This is a genomic window from Rhizocola hellebori (genome assembly GCF_016862955.1).
Classification (GTDB): domain Bacteria; phylum Actinomycetota; class Actinomycetes; order Mycobacteriales; family Micromonosporaceae; genus Rhizocola; species Rhizocola hellebori.
In genome coordinates this window covers 1-19117 of record NZ_BONY01000010.1, presented here as the reverse complement: position 1 = coordinate 19117, position 19117 = coordinate 1, and the positions used below count along the sequence as shown (strand labels likewise).

Annotated in this window: 21 protein-coding genes; 11 read left to right on the top strand and 10 right to left on the bottom strand. The window is 65.0% G+C overall.

Annotation, left to right across the window (positions count from 1 at the left end; genetic code table 11):
• The first annotated feature begins 130 nt into the window (after positions 1–130).
• The gene (locus Rhe02_RS09760; RefSeq protein ID WP_203907802.1) at positions 131–1399 is read left to right on the top strand and encodes a hypothetical protein; all 1269 of its coding nucleotides are present in this window, start codon (positions 131–133) and stop codon (positions 1397–1399) included.
• Between the two features lie 204 nt (positions 1400–1603).
• Positions 1604–1945 carry a hypothetical protein gene (locus Rhe02_RS09755; protein ID WP_203907801.1) on the top strand — a complete coding sequence of 114 codons (342 nt, stop codon included), beginning with the start codon at positions 1604–1606 and terminating at the stop codon, positions 1943–1945.
• 92 nt (positions 1946–2037) lie between these two features.
• On the opposite strand, the gene Rhe02_RS09750 is transcribed toward Rhe02_RS09755, so the two are convergent.
• Complete coding sequence (locus tag Rhe02_RS09750; protein WP_203907800.1) at positions 2038–2895, bottom strand: phosphotransferase family protein; 858 nt, start codon at positions 2893–2895, stop codon at positions 2038–2040.
• Between the two features lie 65 nt (positions 2896–2960).
• Positions 2961–3677, bottom strand: coding sequence for a hypothetical protein (locus tag Rhe02_RS09745; protein WP_203907799.1), 717 nt, complete (start codon positions 3675–3677; stop codon positions 2961–2963).
• A gap of 44 nt (positions 3678–3721) precedes the next feature.
• Here Rhe02_RS09745 and Rhe02_RS09740 point away from each other — a divergent pair, with 44 nt between their 5' ends.
• On the top strand, positions 3722–3895 hold the full coding sequence (locus Rhe02_RS09740; protein ID WP_203907798.1) for a hypothetical protein: 174 nt from the start codon (positions 3722–3724) through the stop codon (positions 3893–3895).
• 142 nt (positions 3896–4037) lie between these two features.
• On the opposite strand, the gene Rhe02_RS09735 is transcribed toward Rhe02_RS09740, so the two are convergent.
• Positions 4038–4874, bottom strand: a complete 837-nt coding sequence (locus Rhe02_RS09735) for a neprosin family prolyl endopeptidase (protein ID WP_203907797.1) — start codon at positions 4872–4874, stop codon at positions 4038–4040.
• Between the two features lie 191 nt (positions 4875–5065).
• Between Rhe02_RS09735 and Rhe02_RS09730 the strand changes: the two genes are divergently transcribed.
• From Rhe02_RS09730 to Rhe02_RS09710, 5 genes are all read left to right on the top strand, one after another.
• Positions 5066–5362, top strand: a complete 297-nt coding sequence (locus Rhe02_RS09730) for a hypothetical protein (protein WP_203907796.1) — start codon at positions 5066–5068, stop codon at positions 5360–5362.
• Between the two features lie 109 nt (positions 5363–5471).
• Positions 5472–6773, top strand: coding sequence for a zinc metalloprotease (locus tag Rhe02_RS09725; RefSeq protein WP_203907795.1), 1302 nt, complete (start codon positions 5472–5474; stop codon positions 6771–6773).
• Positions 6736–7038, top strand: a complete 303-nt coding sequence (locus Rhe02_RS09720; RefSeq protein ID WP_203907794.1) for a hypothetical protein — start codon at positions 6736–6738, stop codon at positions 7036–7038. Before Rhe02_RS09725 ends, Rhe02_RS09720 begins: the two co-directional genes overlap by 38 nt.
• 119 nt (positions 7039–7157) lie before the next feature.
• Positions 7158–7358 carry a hypothetical protein gene (locus Rhe02_RS09715; RefSeq protein ID WP_203907793.1) on the top strand — a complete coding sequence of 67 codons (201 nt, stop codon included), beginning with the start codon at positions 7158–7160 and terminating at the stop codon, positions 7356–7358.
• A 123-nt stretch (positions 7359–7481) separates the two neighbouring features.
• Positions 7482–8036, top strand: coding sequence for a DUF6529 family protein (locus Rhe02_RS09710; RefSeq protein ID WP_203907792.1), 555 nt, complete (start codon positions 7482–7484; stop codon positions 8034–8036).
• 305 nt (positions 8037–8341) lie between these two features.
• On the opposite strand, the gene Rhe02_RS09705 is transcribed toward Rhe02_RS09710, so the two are convergent.
• The 4 genes from Rhe02_RS09705 to Rhe02_RS09690 form a co-directional block, all read right to left on the bottom strand.
• Entirely contained in the window at positions 8342–9565 is a 1224-nt protein-coding gene (locus Rhe02_RS09705) for a hypothetical protein (RefSeq protein ID WP_203907791.1), read from the bottom strand.
• Positions 9565–10083, bottom strand: coding sequence for a SigE family RNA polymerase sigma factor (locus Rhe02_RS09700; RefSeq protein WP_239123604.1), 519 nt, complete (start codon positions 10081–10083; stop codon positions 9565–9567). Before Rhe02_RS09700 ends, Rhe02_RS09705 begins: the two co-directional genes overlap by 1 nt.
• Before the next feature lie 152 nt (positions 10084–10235).
• On the bottom strand, positions 10236–11075 hold the full coding sequence (locus tag Rhe02_RS09695) for a hypothetical protein (protein ID WP_203907790.1): 840 nt from the start codon (positions 11073–11075) through the stop codon (positions 10236–10238).
• Between the two features lie 63 nt (positions 11076–11138).
• Positions 11139–14096: an AfsR/SARP family transcriptional regulator gene (locus Rhe02_RS09690; protein ID WP_203907789.1), complete on the bottom strand. Its 2958-nt coding sequence runs from the start codon at positions 14094–14096 to the stop codon at positions 11139–11141.
• A 149-nt stretch (positions 14097–14245) separates the two neighbouring features.
• On the opposite strand from Rhe02_RS09690, the gene Rhe02_RS09685 reads away from it, so the two are divergent.
• On the top strand, positions 14246–15040 hold the full coding sequence (locus tag Rhe02_RS09685; protein WP_203907788.1) for a hypothetical protein: 795 nt from the start codon (positions 14246–14248) through the stop codon (positions 15038–15040).
• Positions 15041–15340: 300 nt separating this feature from the next.
• On the opposite strand, the gene Rhe02_RS09680 is transcribed toward Rhe02_RS09685, so the two are convergent.
• Positions 15341–15877, bottom strand: a complete 537-nt coding sequence (locus Rhe02_RS09680; RefSeq protein ID WP_203907787.1) for a hypothetical protein — start codon at positions 15875–15877, stop codon at positions 15341–15343.
• Positions 15878–16073: 196 nt separating this feature from the next.
• On the opposite strand from Rhe02_RS09680, the gene Rhe02_RS09675 reads away from it, so the two are divergent.
• On the top strand, positions 16074–16796 hold the full coding sequence (locus Rhe02_RS09675; RefSeq protein ID WP_203907786.1) for a DUF8817 family protein: 723 nt from the start codon (positions 16074–16076) through the stop codon (positions 16794–16796).
• Between the two features lie 106 nt (positions 16797–16902).
• On the opposite strand, the gene Rhe02_RS09670 is transcribed toward Rhe02_RS09675, so the two are convergent.
• The gene (locus tag Rhe02_RS09670) at positions 16903–17331 is read right to left on the bottom strand and encodes a DUF7832 domain-containing protein (RefSeq protein WP_444544524.1); all 429 of its coding nucleotides are present in this window, start codon (positions 17329–17331) and stop codon (positions 16903–16905) included.
• Between the two features lie 245 nt (positions 17332–17576).
• Here Rhe02_RS09670 and Rhe02_RS09665 point away from each other — a divergent pair, with 245 nt between their 5' ends.
• Positions 17577–18119 (top strand): hypothetical protein, encoded by a 543-nt coding sequence (locus Rhe02_RS09665; RefSeq protein ID WP_203907784.1) that lies wholly within the window; start codon positions 17577–17579, stop codon positions 18117–18119.
• Positions 18120–18147: 28 nt separating this feature from the next.
• Here Rhe02_RS09665 and Rhe02_RS09660 read toward each other — a convergent pair whose 3' ends face one another.
• Positions 18148–18798, bottom strand: coding sequence for a hypothetical protein (locus tag Rhe02_RS09660; protein WP_203907783.1), 651 nt, complete (start codon positions 18796–18798; stop codon positions 18148–18150).
• Positions 18799–19117: the final 319 nt, after the last annotated feature.

Sequence of the window (19117 nt, the reverse complement as noted above, 5' to 3'; positions counted from 1 at the left end):
CGCACCGGGGGTGATGCTACGACGGCCATTTGCCGTTGCACCATCATCTTTCCGGGCTTCGTCGATCCAACGAGGCACGGCGTGTGAATCGTGTCGGCGCCGGCGCTGTCGTGGGAGTTAGACTGCGCCGATGATCGATAACCTCGGTGCCGCAGGTGGTGAGCAGTTTCTCGACCGAGAGCTGGCGGTGATGGCTGATGCCGGAATCGCGTTGTTTGCTGGGCGGCTGGTACTTGGCGCGCAACCGCCGGTCGATGACGCCACACTTGCCGCGGTTGCCGACAGGTGCGCCGGCCCGCTGCCCGAGCCTTTGGTCGCACTGTGGCGCACGACGTTTGGCGGTCGGCTTGATTACGATCTTCGTGTCGACCTTGACGGCCTGGACGTGCCGCTGTCGTTCACGGAGTTGTTTTACCCCGATAGCGGTGGATACCACGACCTGTGGGGCTGGATCGATCACGAGTGCGGCTTGGCCGAGGAGCATCAGCCGGACTGGTCCGGTCGGCTGACCCATTTGCCGATCGGCGGTTTCGAGTACCTGGACCGGATTTACGTGACGACCGAGCCAGGACCGGAACATGGATCTGTCGTGGGCTGGCGACAAGGCCTGCCACCGGGTTGGGAACTAAGCTCCGATGACCGGATGGGACAGCTCGCCGGCAACCTCGCGGAGTTGTTCGGCCTGCTCAGGCTCGAGCAGGACCCCTGGCAGGTACAGGAACCAGATGCGGGCCAGGAGATGCGAGACGCGGTCGATGATCTGGCAGCCGACGGCGACCGATATGCCAAGTCGGCGGCCGGAAAGCTCCGGCACCTGGTGAAGGCGGCCGTTCTCGATTGGCGGACCGCGGTGGATCAAGGCTCGATCGCCGAGCAACGCCGGCTCAGGCGGCTAGCGCTCGAGCACGCGGCGAGCAACGACGACGTCGCCTTGCTCCAGCTGCTTTCGACCCTGGGATGCAGCCTCGGCGAAGAAATCCGCAACGGGCTCACGCCCATCGACTTAGCGCTTCTTCACCGGTCATCTGGTGCCGTCGGCTGGCTGCTCCAACACCACGTTTCCGTCAAGAACTCGCTACAGGTCGGGGCGCACGCCATGAGCCTCGACCTGGCCCGCGAACTGCTGGGCCGCGGCGCAGCGGTCAACATACATGCCATCGCGAGGGCAGTCGACAACGACGACATCGAAGTACTGGACCTGCTGGCCCAATCCATGCCGCCCGAAAGCTGGGCCGACGACGGCCTGGCTTACCGGCTGTCCATGCTGGCCAACCAAGCCGAACTCGCCCGAAACCGCGCCACCGCACAAGGAGACAGCCCCACCGCCGTCCACCAACAGCGACGGCTGACGATACTGGCAGACCTCGCCCACCGGCTCGCTGACCACCCCACCCCGTGAAGCCAAAGCTGCGCCGACGACCGGCCGGTAACTATTTGGGTTGTTGAGATCCAGCGGATCGCGGGCTCGGTGTGGGTTGGTTTGTGAGGGGCGGTCTGCCACATCGACATGCCGCTGAGCGCGATCGTAAATTCGCTTTTGTCCAGGTCTTCCAGCAGCGATACTGGCGCGGGAGTTAAGACGGGAGTTAAGAGTGGAGTGGCCATGGCTCTGACCCGACGAGGCAGCCGTCCCATCGTGGTCCGCGGCATCGAGTACAGGTGGCTCGTGCGAAGTCGGCCCTCCTACGGCCAGGGCACAGGTGCGCCGCTCACCTTGGCCGTCGAGCTCCCCGGCCTGCACGGCGCGGTGCTTGTCATCAAGACCGATGCCGCCCGACCGGACAACTGGATTGGAGCTCGATCAGTGGTGATCCGTCCTGCGCAGGTCGCTGCCTGCATCATGGCGGCGCTGCACAGTGGCTGGCGGCCGGCACAGCCGGGGCCCGCCTTCCGCGTCGACGCGGCTCTGGCATCACAAGCATCTGCACCGACCAGCCGCCCCTAGGTCTGTCCATTCAGGACGCTCCGAGCAGGTTCGCCCGGCAGCGAGGCTTGCTCGCATGGCTGTCTAGAGGCGATCCGCGTGTGTGCATTTCGCTAATCGGCGGTGAGGGTGCCGAGTGTGGGCCACGGCGGGCCTTGGCGAAGCAGGGTAAGGATGTTTCGGCCGTGGTGGTGCCCGTTCGGGAATTCATCGAGGATGTCCCACCGCCAGGCCGCCACCATCGCCAGCACGAGCCGCCGACACTGCGCGAGCACAACGTGATCGAGGTTTCGATAGCGTGCGCTGACTTCCTGCGGCGCGTGGGCGACATCAAACTCGACAGGTCCACGGCAGCACGTCTCGAAGTCGATGAACAGCAGCCCGTCACGGGTGTTGAGCAGGTTGCCGGGATGCGGTTCTCCATGCAGCAGCTGCTCGGCGCCGCCGCGGCCGTGGATCCGTTCCCCAGCGTCGTGCAGCGTGCTCAGCAGAAGCTGCCGATCAGCCTCACCGAGCCGGGGAGTTTCGTCTCGATGGGTGAGCAGCCGTAGCGCCTGGGCGACTCGGTCCAGGAAATGCGGAGTGGCGATCTCGACGCCTCGCATGCTGGCGTGCAGACGCTGCAGCGCATCTGCGTAGGCGCCTGGCCAGCCCAGATCGGCAGCCACGACCTCGTAGTACGTCCACAAGGTCACAGCAAAGCCGTCGCGTTCGTAGACCCGCGGCTCGACCTGAGGCGCCAACGCCGCCACCGGGCTGCCGGTTACGGCCAGCCGCAACGCAAGCTCGACCTCAAGCGCGGCCACCTCCTGCCCTGTCGGTGCCACCCGGGCCAACACGTCACACGGCAACAGACGCAAAGCGAGCTTGTTCGAATTCTGAATCACCACCGCGTCATCGACCCGCAGATCCAGTTGTACCGCCAACGCCGCCACAGCAGCCACCGCACGCGAAACGAACTCCGCCTTCACAACGTGAATCCTCGCATCCAAGGACGGCAAGCACCGCGCCAAGGGCGTGTTGGTTGTCTTCTGCGCTATACAGCGATCCTGACTGTTTCGATCCAGCGTTTGGCCGGTGCGCGAACACTTTCGCTGGCAAGGAATTCCTCGGCCTCAGCGCGGGTGACGAAAGCGTCGACCGGAATGTCCTTGCGCGGTGCCGTACTGCCAAGCATGACGATGTACAAGGTGCCGACCTTCATCCGGGCTGCCAAGGGCACAGCCGGACCGTCTAAAGCCACACTCAGATCGCCGGTGGCGGCGGCCTCGTAGTCAAGCCCTCGATCAATTCCCACCAGCGCCTGACGCCTCCAGGGCGGCCCACCGGGCTCGACCCATCCTTCGGCGAAAGCGCTCGGTGCGTAATTCGAGCGTTCATCCTCATAGAAGCCGGTAGCCAACGCGATGACATGGCCGCCGCCGTCGTTGAGCACAAAGACGTGCTCGCCTGTGCCCAGGGTCAGACCCGGATGCTGTGCCACTACGGCCGATGCCTCATCGGCGGTGGCGCAGCGCACGGTCAGCGACGGATATTGACGCCGCAGGTGCAGCGCGCGGACCGGTTTGAACAGCACATCGACCCGTGTACTCGGCCCCGCTAACCCGTCACCGCCCGCCAGGGAAACAAGCAACAGCTGAGAATGGCTGGCGCTGAACGCCTCAAGCACGAAAGGCCGCTCAAAGCTGAACAACACGGACCCCGGCTGCAACTGCCGGCCGTTGAACCAATGACTTGACCACTGATGCGCCACAGCTGGAGGGTAAGCCATCGTAGGCGTACCGGTGGATTGCTCGTGTGTTCTTCGAGATCGTGGGACGGGAGCCGCTGCCGGAGCATCTTGATCGGGATGATCTGGAGGATGCGACTCGGCGAATCGCCGCCGCGCTCAATGATCTCGGCGTCGGATGGGTAACAGTGCGCCAGGAGGCGTGGCTGGTGGGCCGGCCCGCTTCGGAACTCGTCCGCTGAGACCCCGCGCTTGACAGAATCCTGCCGACGGGCATCGCCCAATGGTCTTCGGACCGACACCCGCCCAGATCCGGGCCGTTTGGATTCGACGGGCCACCCTCGGTCGAGTCTGGGGGTGGCCCGCCTGGATACGTGTCGGCGGTCAGCAGAAGCCTGGTCCGCCGTACCGCACGTTGTTCTGCGCGTAAACCGTTGCGCTGTAAGCATTCGTGTAGGCATGCGGGATGACCGTCAGGTTTACCGAGGGACCGTTCCAGTACCCGATGCCCGTGATCCGGGCGGCGTCGAGCGACGACGCGAGCAGCCCGTTGCCCATGTCAGAACAGGGCGTGGACACGGACGAGGCGACCTCGCCGTACCACTCGACGAGGCCGGCCTGGGTGTACCTGCCGCCCCACCAGTTGTCCGGGTAGTAGCCGATCCACGTGTTGTTGTCGGCGATCCACCAGTTGCCCTGGAAGTGGCGGATCGAGAACTGGTGGACGGACCCGACCGCAAGCGCCATGCCGGGCCAGACCGACGAGCTGACCTGTACGAGACCGCAGTTGTAGCACTGTGGCCATCCGTCCACCCAGAAGAAGGTGAAAAGGCGCGGCAGGTCGTCGCCGTAGAGGTTGCGGTTGACGGTGTAGCCGATCTCGACGGCCTGTTTGAGGTCGGCCGAGGACACGTTTAGCTCCGCCAAGGTGTGCGCGTCCGCCGGGTCCAGCGGCGGTCTGGAAACGGTGTAGTAGCCCCAAGCCCCGTCCGAGGTGCCGTACTGGTACACCGAACCGTAGAAGAAATGCGTCTCGCCGGACGCAGCGACGTATGGACTGCGGCTGACCCGGATCGGCGACGGCCCTTTGATTTGACCGCCACTGGCTAGCGCCGTAGCAGCTGTCCCCTCGCCCACTGGCGGCGCGGACGCACCCGCCGGCTGGACGGCGCTCATCGCCGCCACGAGCGCCACCGTGAGCACCAAGCCCGCTCTACGCATAATCTGTTCCTCCCCACTTGTCGACGATGACTCGACTGTCCAGGATCGATGGATCGAGCAGAGGGATCCCGGACGAACCCGGACGCGAGAAAGCGCCGGAGTGGTTGAGCTGCTGGCTGAAGCTCAACTGCACCGCCCCCAAAACCTGGTGGTATGTATTGAGGCTTGAGCTGTATCGAGGGTGGCTTTGTATGGCAGGAGTGGACATCGGTGTCGAAGCCGCAGACGCGTTGGCGGGCACTTTCAAAAGGGCACTTGATGATGGCGCGGGTGTTGTCAGTTTGGATCAGGCGCACCTCGTGTTGGCAGTTCTCTCGATCGAGGAGCAGCTCGTGGCCGCCGGGCTCTCGTTCGAAGACCGCATCGCGGCTTACAACACGGCGGGAAAGCTTCTGACGAGTGCCGGAGTTAGCCTGGACGCGTCGCTTGTTCAGCCGCCATATGTAGGCACGCTACAAATAAGCTCGGCTGATCTACCGCACCGATGACGGGCGCCAGTACCTTGCGGCGAGTATCAATGCTCGGCCATGAGGAGAGCAATGAAACAGGCAACCGCCTTCGTCTTGTGGGCGACTGGATTCGCCCTCGCACTAATCGATGAGTAATGCAGACGCAACCTCGGCTGGGCCCGTCCCGAGGACGCTGACCTGGCGTACCGATGACGGCCGGTACCTGATGGTGTCGCCGACTGCGCACTTCCTGCTGTCGCAGCGCGCGGCGGGCGTAGCGGCGGATGATCTCGCGCAGCGGTTCAGCGCGCGGGCCGGGCAGCAGGTGACCGAGGCCCAGGTGCAGGCGGCGCTGGCCAAGCTCGACGAGCAGGTGGCGCCGGCCAAGGTCCGCCCCGGCGGGCGCAATCCGTTTGGGCTGTGGGTGAAGGTGCCGCTGCTGCCATCGTCGGCTGTGGTCCGGGCGGGGCGGGTTCTTTCGCCGTTGTTCCATCCGGCGGTGGTGGCCGGGCTCGGGGTTGTCCTGGGGTACCTGGGGTACCTGGTGGCCACCGGCTCGGTGTTCGCCGGTTCCGGATCCACGCTGGAGCGTGGTGGCGTGGTGTGGCCGGCGCTGGTGCTGGTCCTGGTGTCCGGTTTCATGCACGAGTTGGGTCACACCACGGCCAGCATCCGGTACGGGGCGCCGGGCGGGCAGATCGGCTTCGGCCTCTACCTCGTGTATCCGGTGTTCTACAGCGACGTGTCCGCCGCGTGGACGCTGCCGCGGCGCAAGCGGGTGGTGGTGGATGTGGGCGGCGTCTACTTCCAGCTGCTGATGGTGGCCTGTTACCTGCTGCTGTTCCGGTTTACCGGCTGGGAGGCGGCCCGGCTGGCCGCATTGGGCGCGCTGGGTTTGGTGACGTTCGCGCTGATACCGATCTTCAAATTTGACGGGTACTGGCTGCTCTCCGACACGTTGGGGGTGCCGAACCTGTCCGCGCAGGTGGGCCGCGCCTTGCGCCAGGTGCGCGACCGCGTGCTGCGCCGCCGGGTCGACCGGCTGCCGTGGCCGGGCTGGGTGACGTGCGTGGTCGTGGTGTACGGCGTGTTCAGCATGCTGTTTCTCGGCTACCTCCTGTTCCATATCGTCCCCGCAGCGGTGGACGTCGCGGTCTCTTACCCGGCCCGGATCGCCGGGCTGGGCCGTGACCTGTCCGCCCCGCCGTACCGGCCGGCCACCGGCCGGCTGCGCACCATCATCTTTCCCGGGTTCCTGCTGGTCGGTGTGAGCTTCGGCCTGTTCACCATCGGGCGGCGACTCGTGGCACCCCTGTTTCGTATCGTGCGGAGGAAACATGACAAGGCGCCTGCCGGTCCCGCTCCTGCTAGCGGGGCTGATGATGCTGACCGCGTGCCAGGCACCGCCGCCGGTGTCGCTGGACGAGAAGACCGCCAGCTACTCGGTTAGCCTGCAGCTGGACGGAGCAACACTGGGCCAGCGAACGGCCACCATCGAGCTGTCCGGGCCGGAGCCCAGCCAGGTCGTCCTGTCTCCGGCCATGCGGCAGATGGGCATGACCGGTCCGGAAGCCTTGGCCACCAAGGTGGATGAAGGCCGCTACGAGGCGCGCGGGGAGTTCTTCTCGATGCTCGGCGGCTGGGAGATTGCGGTCCGCATCGACGGACCCTCCGGCCAGGAGGTGGCCACCTTCGACGTCGAGGTCGTCCCGTAGCGGGTCCACGGGCCTGAGAAACCCTTATCCCGCAACCAAGCGGGCCCTATATGTAGGGACTCTACGGGTAAGCTCCGCTAATCTATCGCCCGGTCCGGGGCGTCAATACCGTTCAGTGCATGGAGAACACAACTGCCTTCGTTGGCGACCTGAGTCTGGACGACCTTCGCATCGAGACACTGGAAGCGCGGGTCGAGTTCATGGCCGCCGGATATTGCGGCTGCGAGGGGGCCGGTTATTGCGGGTTCTGGGCGGACAACGCCATCGGTGAAAGATTCTTCATTCCCTACTATGTCTGCGGATCCAGCAGCGCGATGTAGCTAGCTGCCGCGGGTGCGCCACCGTGGAACCCGCCGGGTGCTCAACGGTGGCCCACCCCCGGCGGCAGCGGCTACCCGGCCGTGGTATTTCCGAGGTGGACCGGGTGGGCCGATACTGTCGCCATGACGGATCGACCCGAAGACCAGATCTCGACCCGGGCGTCGCTTCTGGCGATACCGCTGCTCATCGGTGCTGTCGTTGCGGTGGGGCTGGGCGTGTTTGCCCGCACCCATGCGGCCCAGCACGTCTCCTGGCACGGTCCCTTCCCGTCGATGGTGTCGATGAAGGTGTGGCTCACCGTGGCGGTGCTGGTGTTCGCGGCCATCCAGCTGGTCACCGCGCTGTGGATGTACGGCAAGCTTGGCATCGCCTCGCCGCCGTGGCTGGGCAAGGTGCACAGGGCCAGTGGCGGCCTGGCGTTCTTGACGAGCCTGCCGGTGGCAGCGGCCTGCCTGTGGGTGCTGGGTTTGCACTCCACCGACACCCGTGTCGTGCTGCACGGCCTGCTGGGCTGCCTGTTCTACGGCGCGCTTGTCGCCAAGGTCCTTGTGCTGCGCGGCAGACGGCTGCCCGGCTGGGCGCTGCCGGTCGTGGCCGGCGTGCTGTTCACCGCCGTCGTGGGCGCCGCGCTGACCAGCGCCGTCTGGTGGCTGAGCACCCACGGCATCCCGACATAGCCCAGACGTCATGGGCCAACATCGACATCAGCGCTCAGCGCCGGGCCGTTCCACGGATAGGCCCGGCGCTGACATCCAGCCATCCGAATATTGGCGACGCTCGCAGGGCAGCGCCGAGGAAGGCGGCCTGTTATCCTGAGGCGCTCTCGGACATCTACCTACTACCCGGGAGGCCGATGTGGGCGGCCTTAAGCCCTGGCACGTGACGATCCTCGCGACTGTCTGCTGCGTCGGCGTGGCAGGCATGATCGCCGCAGCGATACTTCTCACGCGACGCAGCTGACGCGGGGATGGTGAGCCGGTCCTTAGCCGCCGGCGAGCAACGCCTCCACGGCTGAACGCAACTCCTGCTGGAGGACGAAACCTCCCATGCCGTTTCGCAGCACGACCTGGCATGGCGTCACCACGATCCGTACCTCGGATACGGCTGCTGTGGCATCTGCCAGGTGGATTGAGTACATCGCGGTCGGTGCCTGCTGGCATTGGGCCAGGTTGGTTACCGAGGTCGTTCCGCGTTCGTCGGTGGTGGTCTGCACGGTCAGCGCATCATTTACCAAGGCCCGCAACGGTTCCAGGTTGCCGCGTGTAGACCGTGCCGTGCCGAGAACAAGTTTGCCATCGGCACCAGCGGTGTATGCGCATACCGTCACAGCGACGAGAGGGCTGGGCAAGAACGGGTCGCGTTCCTCGGACCGGTTGGCGGCGATGCCGTCAGCCGGCTCGGCGGCCAGCTCACCTCGCACGATCGCCTGGCCGTCCAATGAGGATGAACATTCCGGGTTGCGAATGCTTTGCGTTGGTGTGGCGGCAGCAAGTTGTTCGCGGTAGTACCGCTTGAAGCTGCCGACCGGGTCTGGATCGGTGAACCGGGTACGTCCGTTCGAGTGAGCCGTGCCGCAGTTCTGATCAAACAAGACCACGCTCGGCCGCTGGTTGGGGTAGCTGACCACCAGCGATCGCATCACCGGGTACCCGACTAATGTGCAGGCCTCCCCCAGGCGAATGTCGCCGCGTGAGGGCTGGCGCCCCGCTGCCGTCTCGCGGTCAAAAATCCTGTTCTCCATGGTTTCCTTGTCTGGCAAGGAGTTCAGCGCCCCGATCAGGCCTGCCACATTGCTGGTGAGTTTGCGCGGACCGGCGGGTTTCGCGATCGGTTCCTGCCTGACGGCCAGCTCGCATAGCGTCACCGACGCGGCACCGTCGGCGGGGACCAGCTGTCCGGGCTTGTCGATAACTCCCCAGCTGTCCGCCGGCCACGTGGTGGGGCAGCCGTTCTCGTCCAGCTGCGGTGGGCTGGGGACGACGCCCCAGGTCGCTACGACATCCGGCGGCAGCGCCCGATGCGGCGAAACCGCGTTCACCGCGAAGACAAGGCCGATCACCGCGGCTGCCGCAACGATGGTGGCACCAAACCTCTTTCCCCGGGTACGCCGCACGCGTGCCCCAACTTCGGCGATACGGTCCGGCGGCGCGGGCAGCGGCGGCACAGCTGCGTTCAAAACGACATACAGTTCTCGTTCGGCATCCATCACTTTGCCCCTAACCGGCTCGTGCCCAGTAGATGGGGATCGACGCGCAGCCGTGCCAGTGCACGCGACGCCTGGACTTTGACCGTCTCCGGTGAGCAGTTCAGCAAGGCAGCTGTTTCGGCGACGCTGCGGTCTTCGGCGTACCGCAAAACCACCACGGCCCGCTGCTGCCGGCTGAGCCCAGCCAGCGCCCGCCGAACGGCGTCTCGGCCGGCCTGCTCCCCGGCGAGATCGCTTTGCTGTGTTTGCTCAGGTAATTGCTCTGTGGGTACCTCGTCGCGCCAGCGCCTTCGCCACCAGCTCACATAAGTCCGAAGCATCGCCTTGCGGACGTATCCTTCCGGATCACCAGCGTCGGCCACCCGGCGCCAATGCCTCCAGGTCGCGGCAAGTGCGGTCTGCAGCAGGTCCTCAGCCCGGCCGACGTCGCCGGTCAACAGCCAGGCCGCACGCAGCAAGCCTGCCGATCGTTCGGCGACGAACTCGGCGAACCCGTCCGGTGGTGTCAATGTCTGCATTCATCTCCTCCCACCGGATACACGCGCTGGCGGGAGGAGAAGGTTAACGCGTCGTGCGGCATTTGATCGCACGACCTATCCACAATGCACGTGACGGCGGCCCTTGGTCCAAGGAACACAGGCTGGCTGCGGTCGCGGCGCTGAGCACAGCGTCAGGTGATCCGGTATTCGAGTCCAGCGCGCAGGTCGACCGCCCCAACGTCGATGACTGTGCACGAGCCGAGCAGCGTCTGGCGGATACCTTCGCCGAGGTCGTTGTAGTCGCCGGGCTGGGCCAGGCATTGAAGGCGCGTCGTCCCACCCGGGCGCCGGGCCACGAGCTGATAGTCGGTGAGGCCACCCTTGATCGTGATGAGGCCGTTCCACGGTGAGATGACGGTGTTCTCCCGACCGTCACGCATGGTCCACAGGTACCCGGCCGAAATCCCGGGCCGCTTGCCCCACAGCCGGCTTCGGAACACCGACGCCTCGACCGCGAGGTCACTCTTGCCGAACCCGCTGGCCGATATCCAATGCCATCGATCGGGAAGGCGCCGCCCCCAGTAGTGGGTAAGGCAACCGTACCCGTTGGCGATGTCAAAGCGTTCGCCGGCCACCGTGACGTGACCGCGAAAGTCGACCCGCGGGCGGCTGACAAGCTCGAGGTCGAACGGATGAAGCCGGCTCAGCAGCGGCACGGCCGGGGCCGCGCGACCCGACCGCGGCTCGTACGTCAGATTCCACTCGATGTCCTCGACCACACCGGCGGAGGTCGCAGCGTCGAGTGTGCAGTCAGCCATGGCGACCTCAGCATCGACGCTCCAACGAGGCGTCAACGTGCGGGCGACCCGGCCCTGGCCGCGAACCCAGAGGCTGACCCTCACCTCGGCTTGCTCGATCGCCCGCCGGACAATGAAGTCCACCAGAAACGCCAGATCGCCCGAGTGCACCTTGTAGAACCAATACTCCAGCGGCGCCGCACGCGCAGCCAAATCCTGGGCAACGGTCACCATCCGCGCAGTATAGAAGCGCCAGAGCCGGATTTACGAGCCCCACAGGGCGAGTGCCACGTTGTCTCAAGCGATTTGCGAGGCGATGTCGGCGAAGTGCCGGTAGCCCGACGTGCTGGCGAGGGCGGCCGCTTGCTGGGCGTAACTTGTTGCCATGTCGCGATGGCCAAGCGCCGCACTGACTTCGGCGATCGTGATGAGCGCCTTTGTCTCGATGTACTTGTGTTTGGCTTGGCGGGCGAGTTCAAGACCGCGGTGGGCGTCGTCCAGACAGGCGAACCCTCCCTCACCGGCCGCGCATCGCACCTCGGCCGAAGCCAGCAGGCAGTAGGCGAGTATGCGTTCATCGGTGCTGTCCTTCGCCAGCGCGAGAGCGGCGTTGACCAAGGTGGTCGCTTCGGCAAGCTGCCCCATCATCCGCTTGGCGTGAGCCAATATCCGCAGAGTTGAAGCTTCAGAGGCCTTGTCGCCAAGCTGGCGGTGCACGGCCAAGGCTTCGTGGGCGTAATGTTCGGCCCGGCCGGCATCACCGGCGAGCCATGCCACTTCACCGAGATTGCTCAGGCATGCACCTTGGGCCGAGAGGGATCCCACCTTGCCAAAGATCTCGTGGGCGTCCAGCAGGTGCCTTTCGGCCTGTGCGTAGTCTCCCATCTCCTGGTAGACCAAGGCGAGGTTGCCTAGGTTCACGCACTGGCCTTCCAGCCGGCCGTTGTCGGTGTTGATGCTTAGGCTGCGGTGGAGCAACTCCACCGCGGTCGGGTGGTCGCCACGCAACCGGCGTAGGGCGCCCAGATTGCCCAAGGCGGTTGCCATGCCGATTTGCCAGTCGGCGCGCTGCGCTTGCTCAACGGCATCGGCGTAGTGTGCCTCCGCCGGCTCGTGCTCACCCAACCGCAAGTGCAGATCGGCCAGGCTGAGCCACATCGCGGTCATGGCCTGCACGTCGCCATCGGCTTGGGCCGCCGCCAGCGCAGCGTCTGCCACGTTTTGCCAGTCCACAGTGAACATTCGCAGGAAGAAGTAGCCGCGTAGGCAGTCGGCGATTCTGATTGCCGCGGCCCTTACGTCTTTTGCCTCGTGGACACAGCCGGCGAGCACGGTGGCGCACAGATTGGCACGCTCGGCGTCGAGCCAGCCGATGGCGGTGGTGGCGTCATCGAACTTCATTTCCCGAAACGCTTGGGCACCCACTACGGGCAGCCGCAGCACCTGCGGGTAAACCGTCTGCGCCGCGGCTTCGGCTCGGTTGAGGTAATACGTGCACAGCCGCAACACAACCGCAGGTGTGTCGTCGACGTCGGTGTTGTCCGCCGCCTGCTCGATTGCATAGAGCTTGAGCAGATCGTGCAACGCGTACCGGTCGCCCGGCCGCCGCTCGACCAGATGGGCGCCCGTAAGCGTGTCCAACGACTGCGCCACATCCGTTTGCGCTACAGCACTGGCGGTCGCTGCACTGAAATCCGGCCCCGGCAGCGACCCCACCAGCCCGAACAAGCTTCGTGCCGGGCGCGGGAGATCCTTGTACGACAAATAGAAGGTCGCTGACATCTCGGCCGCTTCGTCGCCTGGCAAGCGCAACGCCTGCAATCGGTCCGACGAGCGGAGCCTGGCGATGTATGCGTCTGCCGTGGGATAGGTCGCCATTGCCGCGGCCGCGATACGAATGGCCAGCGGCAGGTACCCGCAAAGAAGGCAAAGCTCGTCAAGAGACTGCACTTGATGCGAGCCGATGAGGACCGCAAACAGCGTGTGTGCCTCGGCGGGCGCGAGCGCTCCGAGCCGGATCGCCAGCGCCCCGTCCCGGGCGACCAACCCGGCCATCTCTGTGCGGCTGGTCACCACCGTGCGGCAGGAAGGCCCAGCGGCCAGCAGCGGCCGGACCTGGCCGGCGTCCTGGACATTGTCGAGGACTATGAGCAGCTTCTTGCCAGATACGTTGGCGCGGAACATGTCCGCCGCGAAATCCGCTTTCACCGGAATCCGTTCGGGCGGCACACCGAGCTGATGCAGCAGCCGCGACAGCGCATCTATCGGCCGCAGCGGCCTCTCGCGAGAGAAGCCGCGAAGGTCTAGGTAGAACAGCCCATCCGGGAAGTTCCCCACGGATCGATGTGCCCACTGCAGCGCCAGCGCAGTCTTGCCCGCCCCGCCCGGGCCGGTGATCAGTGCCAATCGTTGATTGGATAGCAGCGAATCGAGTGTCGCGAGCTGGTCTGCCCGACCGGCGAAATGCGACGGTGCAGGTGGTAACAGGTTTCGCGTCGGCAGCTGCGCCTGCACGAACTCCAACCCGGTATCGCTGCGCAGGATCGCCTTTTGCAGCTCCTCAGTCTCGCGACTGGGGTCGATGCCGTATTCATTCGCCAGGCCACGACGTAAGCTCCGCAACACTTCCAGAGCGCGCGGCGGCTGCCCCGATCGGTAGAGCGCCATCGCGAAATGCCTGATTAGCGTTTCCCGAAGCGGATGCAACCGCGCGTGGTCGGCCAGCTCCGCCACGATCTCGTGATGGTGGCCCCGCTCCAGCTCGATCGTTGCCAGCAACTCGACCGCGTTCAAACGCTCGTCTTCCAAAGAGGCGCGGGTGGCGTCGACGAAACTGCCTGCCGCGTCGGCCAGGGCCGGCCCGCGCCACAATGCCAGTGCCTCGCGGAGCACCCTGGCGCTGTCGTCCAGATCGGACGACGCCTTGGCCTTGGCCGCCATCGCCTTGAACTGCGAGACGTCAGACTCGTGCGGCTCCACCGCCAGCCTGTACCCGTGCGAGGTCGTGTCGAGCCGGTCGGCAAATCCGTTCGAACGCAATACACGTCTGATTTCCGAGATGTCGGACTGGATCTGGTTGCGCGCGGTGGACGGCGGCTCATCGGCCCATACCGCACCGATGAGCGTGTCGACCTGTACCACCCGGTTGCCGCTCAGTAACAGATAAGCCAGCACCGCACGAGCGCGAGGTCGTGACACCGTAAAGACTCGTTGCTGCGCAACGACCTCCACCGTGCCGAGCAACAAGAATCGCATCGGCTGCCGACTTTACCACGGCCCACGAAAGTTAGGGCTCGGCGAGCAGTCCTAAATGGATCCGGCTAACTTGGTTGAGCTTTCGCCATGAACAGTTTGTAGAGAATCTGTGTAACGCACGCATAGCGGCCGGGCCGATGGTGTGTCCCATGCATTCAACACCCAACCTTTCCCGGCGCGGGCTACTCGCCCTGGGCGCCGCCGCAGGTGCCGGCTTGGCTCTTGGCGCGCAAGCGACACCGGCCCTGGCACACGACACCGTGACCCACAGCGAGATCTGGAATCAGCCGACGTACGTCGAGGATCTCAACACGGGTAGCCACACGCGAACCAGTTTCGCCTACAATGCCGCCTTCTACACCCAGCTCGAAAACTGGCTCATGGACTGGTACGGGTACACCCCGACAAACTGGATAGAACCCATTGAGATCTGGAGCAATGGCGTCCACGTTGACAAGCCGGGCATGCACCAATACGGCCGGGCGATCGACATCTCGCGGATGCGGCCCAAAAACTACAACGACGGCAACGTGTTCAATGGGTTCATCGGCCGGTACGACGTCTGGCGAAGCTACACCGGCAGCACGCTGACCACGGCACGCAAGCGCTACTGGGGCACGGTGGCCAGCCTCAACAAGTACTTCGGCGTCGTGCTGACCTACGCCTACAACTCCGAGCACTACAACCACGTGCACGCCGACAACAGCGAGGCCAACACGTTCAACAGGTCGACCTCACAGGTCCTGATGGTCCAGGCGGTCTGCAACTACATCTGGGGCTACAGCACAACGATCGACGGGGTCTGGGGTTCGCAGTCGGACACAAACTCCCGCAACGCACTTGCCCGGTTCGGCCGCACCGGCGGCCTCACCACGTCCACCGCAAACTGGCATGCATTCTGCATGGTGTCACTTGGACAAGCTACCGGCCGATTCACCTACTGATAAGCAGCGAGGTGGCTCGACCCGAGCCACCTCCACCCGGCCTTCAGCAAATCGATCGCCCACTGAGCGGATACGGATGACGCTGGCCTTGGCAATCCTCGGGTCCTTGCGCGTGTGCAGTGATGGAAGGTGGCGCCGCCACAGGTCCAGGTGGCTTGATGGTGGTGGAAGCATTGCCACAGCCCACTCGGGACGGGTTTCCGGCTGTCGATCCGCGAACGGATGCGGCTCGGCCGTTCCTCTGCTCCGGCTTCGGGTTCCCCGCGGCGGCTCGCGGCGTGACGGTCTGGCGCGGGCGGCTTAGCGTGGCCGGTGGAGGCGACCTCGGACGGTGAGCAGGAGCAGCGCCATCAGCGTCGCCGCTGCCCCACCGATGGTCAGCGCAGGCCCAGCCGTGTCGCAGACCAGCAGCCACGTCGGCGCGTAGCTGCTGCGGGGATTGAGGTACTGAGGATTGGCCAGGTCGCTGTGCAGGGATCGGCCGCTGGCGTAGCCCACGCCACAGCACACGACGTAGGGTGCCGCCACCACGGCGCAGGCGATATGCGCCCAGCGCCGGCGGCGCGCCAGTCCCATCACACAGACGAGCAGGCCGATCACCGTAACCGCGGACACGATTAGGAACGCTCGGCCGAGCAGTACACCGGTGAGGTCGGTCATACCGTTGCGCTTGGCCGCCGCAGCCGGGCTGACCTGGTACACGGTGTCCCAGTGCAGGTCGTCGTACAGGGTCGATACCGCGGTCAGGACCAGGCCCAGGCCGAGTAGTCCGCACCCCGCCAGTGGAGCCAGCCGAGTCCATCTCGGCGGCGTCAACTCGGCATCGTCGGGGATCATCCGGCGAACGATACCTGCCGACTCGGCACGAGCGGATGCTTTCCAAGACGTGGTACGAACATCCGCTCAGCGGCAGATCCGGGTGCACGGCTTGGGTAGCGTTGCGTTTCTGGGTCATCAGCCGATCAGATGACCGAAGGCGATGATCGGCTATTTCCATGTGCGACGGACACCCAGCAACGCTTAGGAAGGACGCATGACCAACGAGCGGACCGTTCCCCTGCTGCCGTGCGCATCCATTGACGACATCGAAACCTTCTACCGAGTGCTCGGTTTCCGCACCACGTACAAGCAACGCAAGCCCAACGCTTGTGTGGGGGTGCAGCGCGAAGACCTGCATCTGCAATTCTTCGAGATCGCCGGATTTGACCCGCAGCAGTCCTACGGCTCCTGTCTGGTAATCACCGCGGATATCGAGGGACTACACCGGGCATTCGCAGCAGGCATGCGCGCCGCGTACGGCAAGGTACTGGTGTCCGGAACGCCGCGGATGACCCGGCCAAGGGCGCGCAAGAACGCCGACGGGTTAGGCGGATTCAGCGTCATCGACCCAGGCGGCAACTGGATCCGCGTCTTTCGGGACCCCGCCACCGCACCCATGCCGGCCGCCACACCCGCCGGGCGGCTGGCCAAGGCCCTAGCCAATGCTGTCGTGCAAGCCGATTCCAGAGGAAGCGTCGAACAGGCCGTTCGGATCCTCGACAGCGCATTGGCCCGCCCGCAAGCCGACGATGACGACCCGGTCGAGCAGGTAGAGGTCCTGGTCTACCGCGCCGAACTCGCGATGGTGCTGCACGATCCAAAGACTGCGGCCGAAATGCTGGCCCGCGCCCAATCCGTCACGCTCACCGAAGACGAATCCGAAAGGGCCGCACTCGCGCTCGACCACGCCGCCGAACTCGCCGCAGCACTGCGGTGACTCACCAAACGAACGACTCCCTCATCGCGGCATGAGCGTGCAGCCGCCGGTACTCTGCAGCACCGCCTGGTTGTCGGCGCGATCGACTGGGGTTGGGACTACCGCACTACGGGTTGTGTTGAAGCCATGTCCGATAGCGTGCCTCGATCTGCGCCTTCATCCGGTCGTAATTGGCCCAGGTGTCTTCGACGTGCCAGACGGTCGGCAGTTGTCGAGCGAGGAGCTGCCGGAAGTCGTCGAAATACTGTCCCGCGTTCCAGCCAACATAATCCTCGGCGAACGCGTACCCGGAATCGTTAAGCGTCTCTTCGTCCAGCATTCCGGCCAGTGAGTGGAACAGTCTCGCAGCGGTCAGCTCTCGGTCACTGAACCTGCGCAGCAAGCCAGAAACGTCATCACCTAAGAGTTCCTCCTCGTTGTGCAGACCGGCCTCTACGGCCCAGCCGAAGAAGAACCCTGCGGGCACGAACGCCCGGTCGGGAGGCAGTCGCTCGGCTTCCACGGAGTCAACGTGCTTCCTCGCGTTGTGGATCATTATCTGCCTCCGCCTTGGCTGCCCACCGGACTTGCCCGTGCTTGCTGCGCCAGTCCATCGATCATCGTACGAAATGGAGGAGCGCCTGCGTCAGCAACCCAACCGATGGCCGGGAAGCCTGCGGTATCCCACCGTGCGAATTTTCTCAACAGCTTGCGCGAAAAGCCCGGGATCGGTGATAGACCGGGCGGCTTGCTCGGCCGCCCCAGCCAGACGTACCGGTGAGGCAGGTAGGGTCACCAGCCATGAGTGCAGATGGTGATGCCGTACTCGCCCGGCTACTTCACGGCTGCGTTAACGAACTGCTTTCGTGGATGGACCACTACCCAGATGATCAGGTCAACTCAACCGCTGTCGCCTCGATCCGGCGGAGTATGGACTGGGTGCTCGAACAGCTTCCAGCCGGGCAGCGCGACCGGCTCGAATCTGGCGACCCGGACCCGGCAGTCTTGGCTACCGTCATCGGTTTGCTCGTCGACATCGTCTGGTGGCTGGACACCTGCACAGACGAAGAGGTCGACCCCGACGTGGCGGTGAAGCTTCTGGAAAGCGTAGGCATTGACGGACTATCAGGCGGGCAGCGCCAGCGCCTGCTGGAGATACTGGGCCATCTGGCCGCCTCGGAACAGCACGATCTCCGACGATACGAGTTGCGATTCTTCCCGTTCGCGATGGGCCTGGTCGTTGACGAACCCGATGATGAGAGGCCGGTCCGCAGGTGGGTCCCACCCGAGGCCCGAATAGCTGGTCCGGCTGGGGACAGCGCTGGCCTCAGTCTGTGGCCGTAGAGACGCGTTGGGGTGCCCCACGCCCGTGTCAACTTCGATAGTGGTCGAGGTATCGGTCGAGGTCTGAGGTGAGGTCAGTGCCCAGATCGGCGTGCAGCGCCTCACAGAGCCGGTTCTCGATCCAGTAGCGGTAGGCGAACTCCTCGAATGATCCGGCGCACCAGGAGAAGTCACCGTTAAGGAGGATCGAATCCTCGAGGTTGGGATACGCCGGTTCGGCGGGGTAGGGATCAACGTCGAAGACGACGAACGTCTCGCCTGACGCGCGAAGGTAGATGTACCAACTAGCGCAGTACTGCTGGTCGCTGAAGATCCGGACCAGAGCGGCACCCGGTTCGGCCGGGCTCCGCGTGGGACCGGCGATATCACTCCAGCTTCCCGTCACGGACGCCTCGTCCAGCTCGAGTCGGTAGTTCGAACTGGTGACGAACCTGACGAAGTCGTCCGGTAGAGCAAGACTCATCGTGGCCAAGGCGGCGGAAATCGGTGCGAGCAAAGCGATCCCGTCCTCGTCGGGCGGCCCCGGCGGGCCCAGCCAATCGAATCGCCCCCGCAACTGAGCCGGATCCAAGGGCGGCAACGACTCGTACGCATAGGCCTCGTAGGTCCCTTGACACGGACGGTAGCTACCAAGGTCTGTCGCATACCAACCACGCGGAAACACCAGCACGCTACCCACCAGCACCTCATCTCGCCGAATACCCGCAGAGTCTACCGATGATGAGACGTAAGCCGATCGCGCTCGCCACGCTCGCGATCATTTCGGACCGGGGAATCGCGCGCGTAGCTGCTGGCACGATGACGTGCATGCCGGGGCTGGATCGCGTCTCGCAAGACGTATGGGATGAGCTGGACCAGCTCCACCACGTGATTTTTGGATGCGGCCGCTTCGCTGCTGGCCAAGAATGCCGAGATGTATCCGATCGCTGCCGTTCTCGACCACGATGGCCGGCCACGCTTCGTCGCCGCCTGGGACGAAACGACTTTCCCACCTCGGC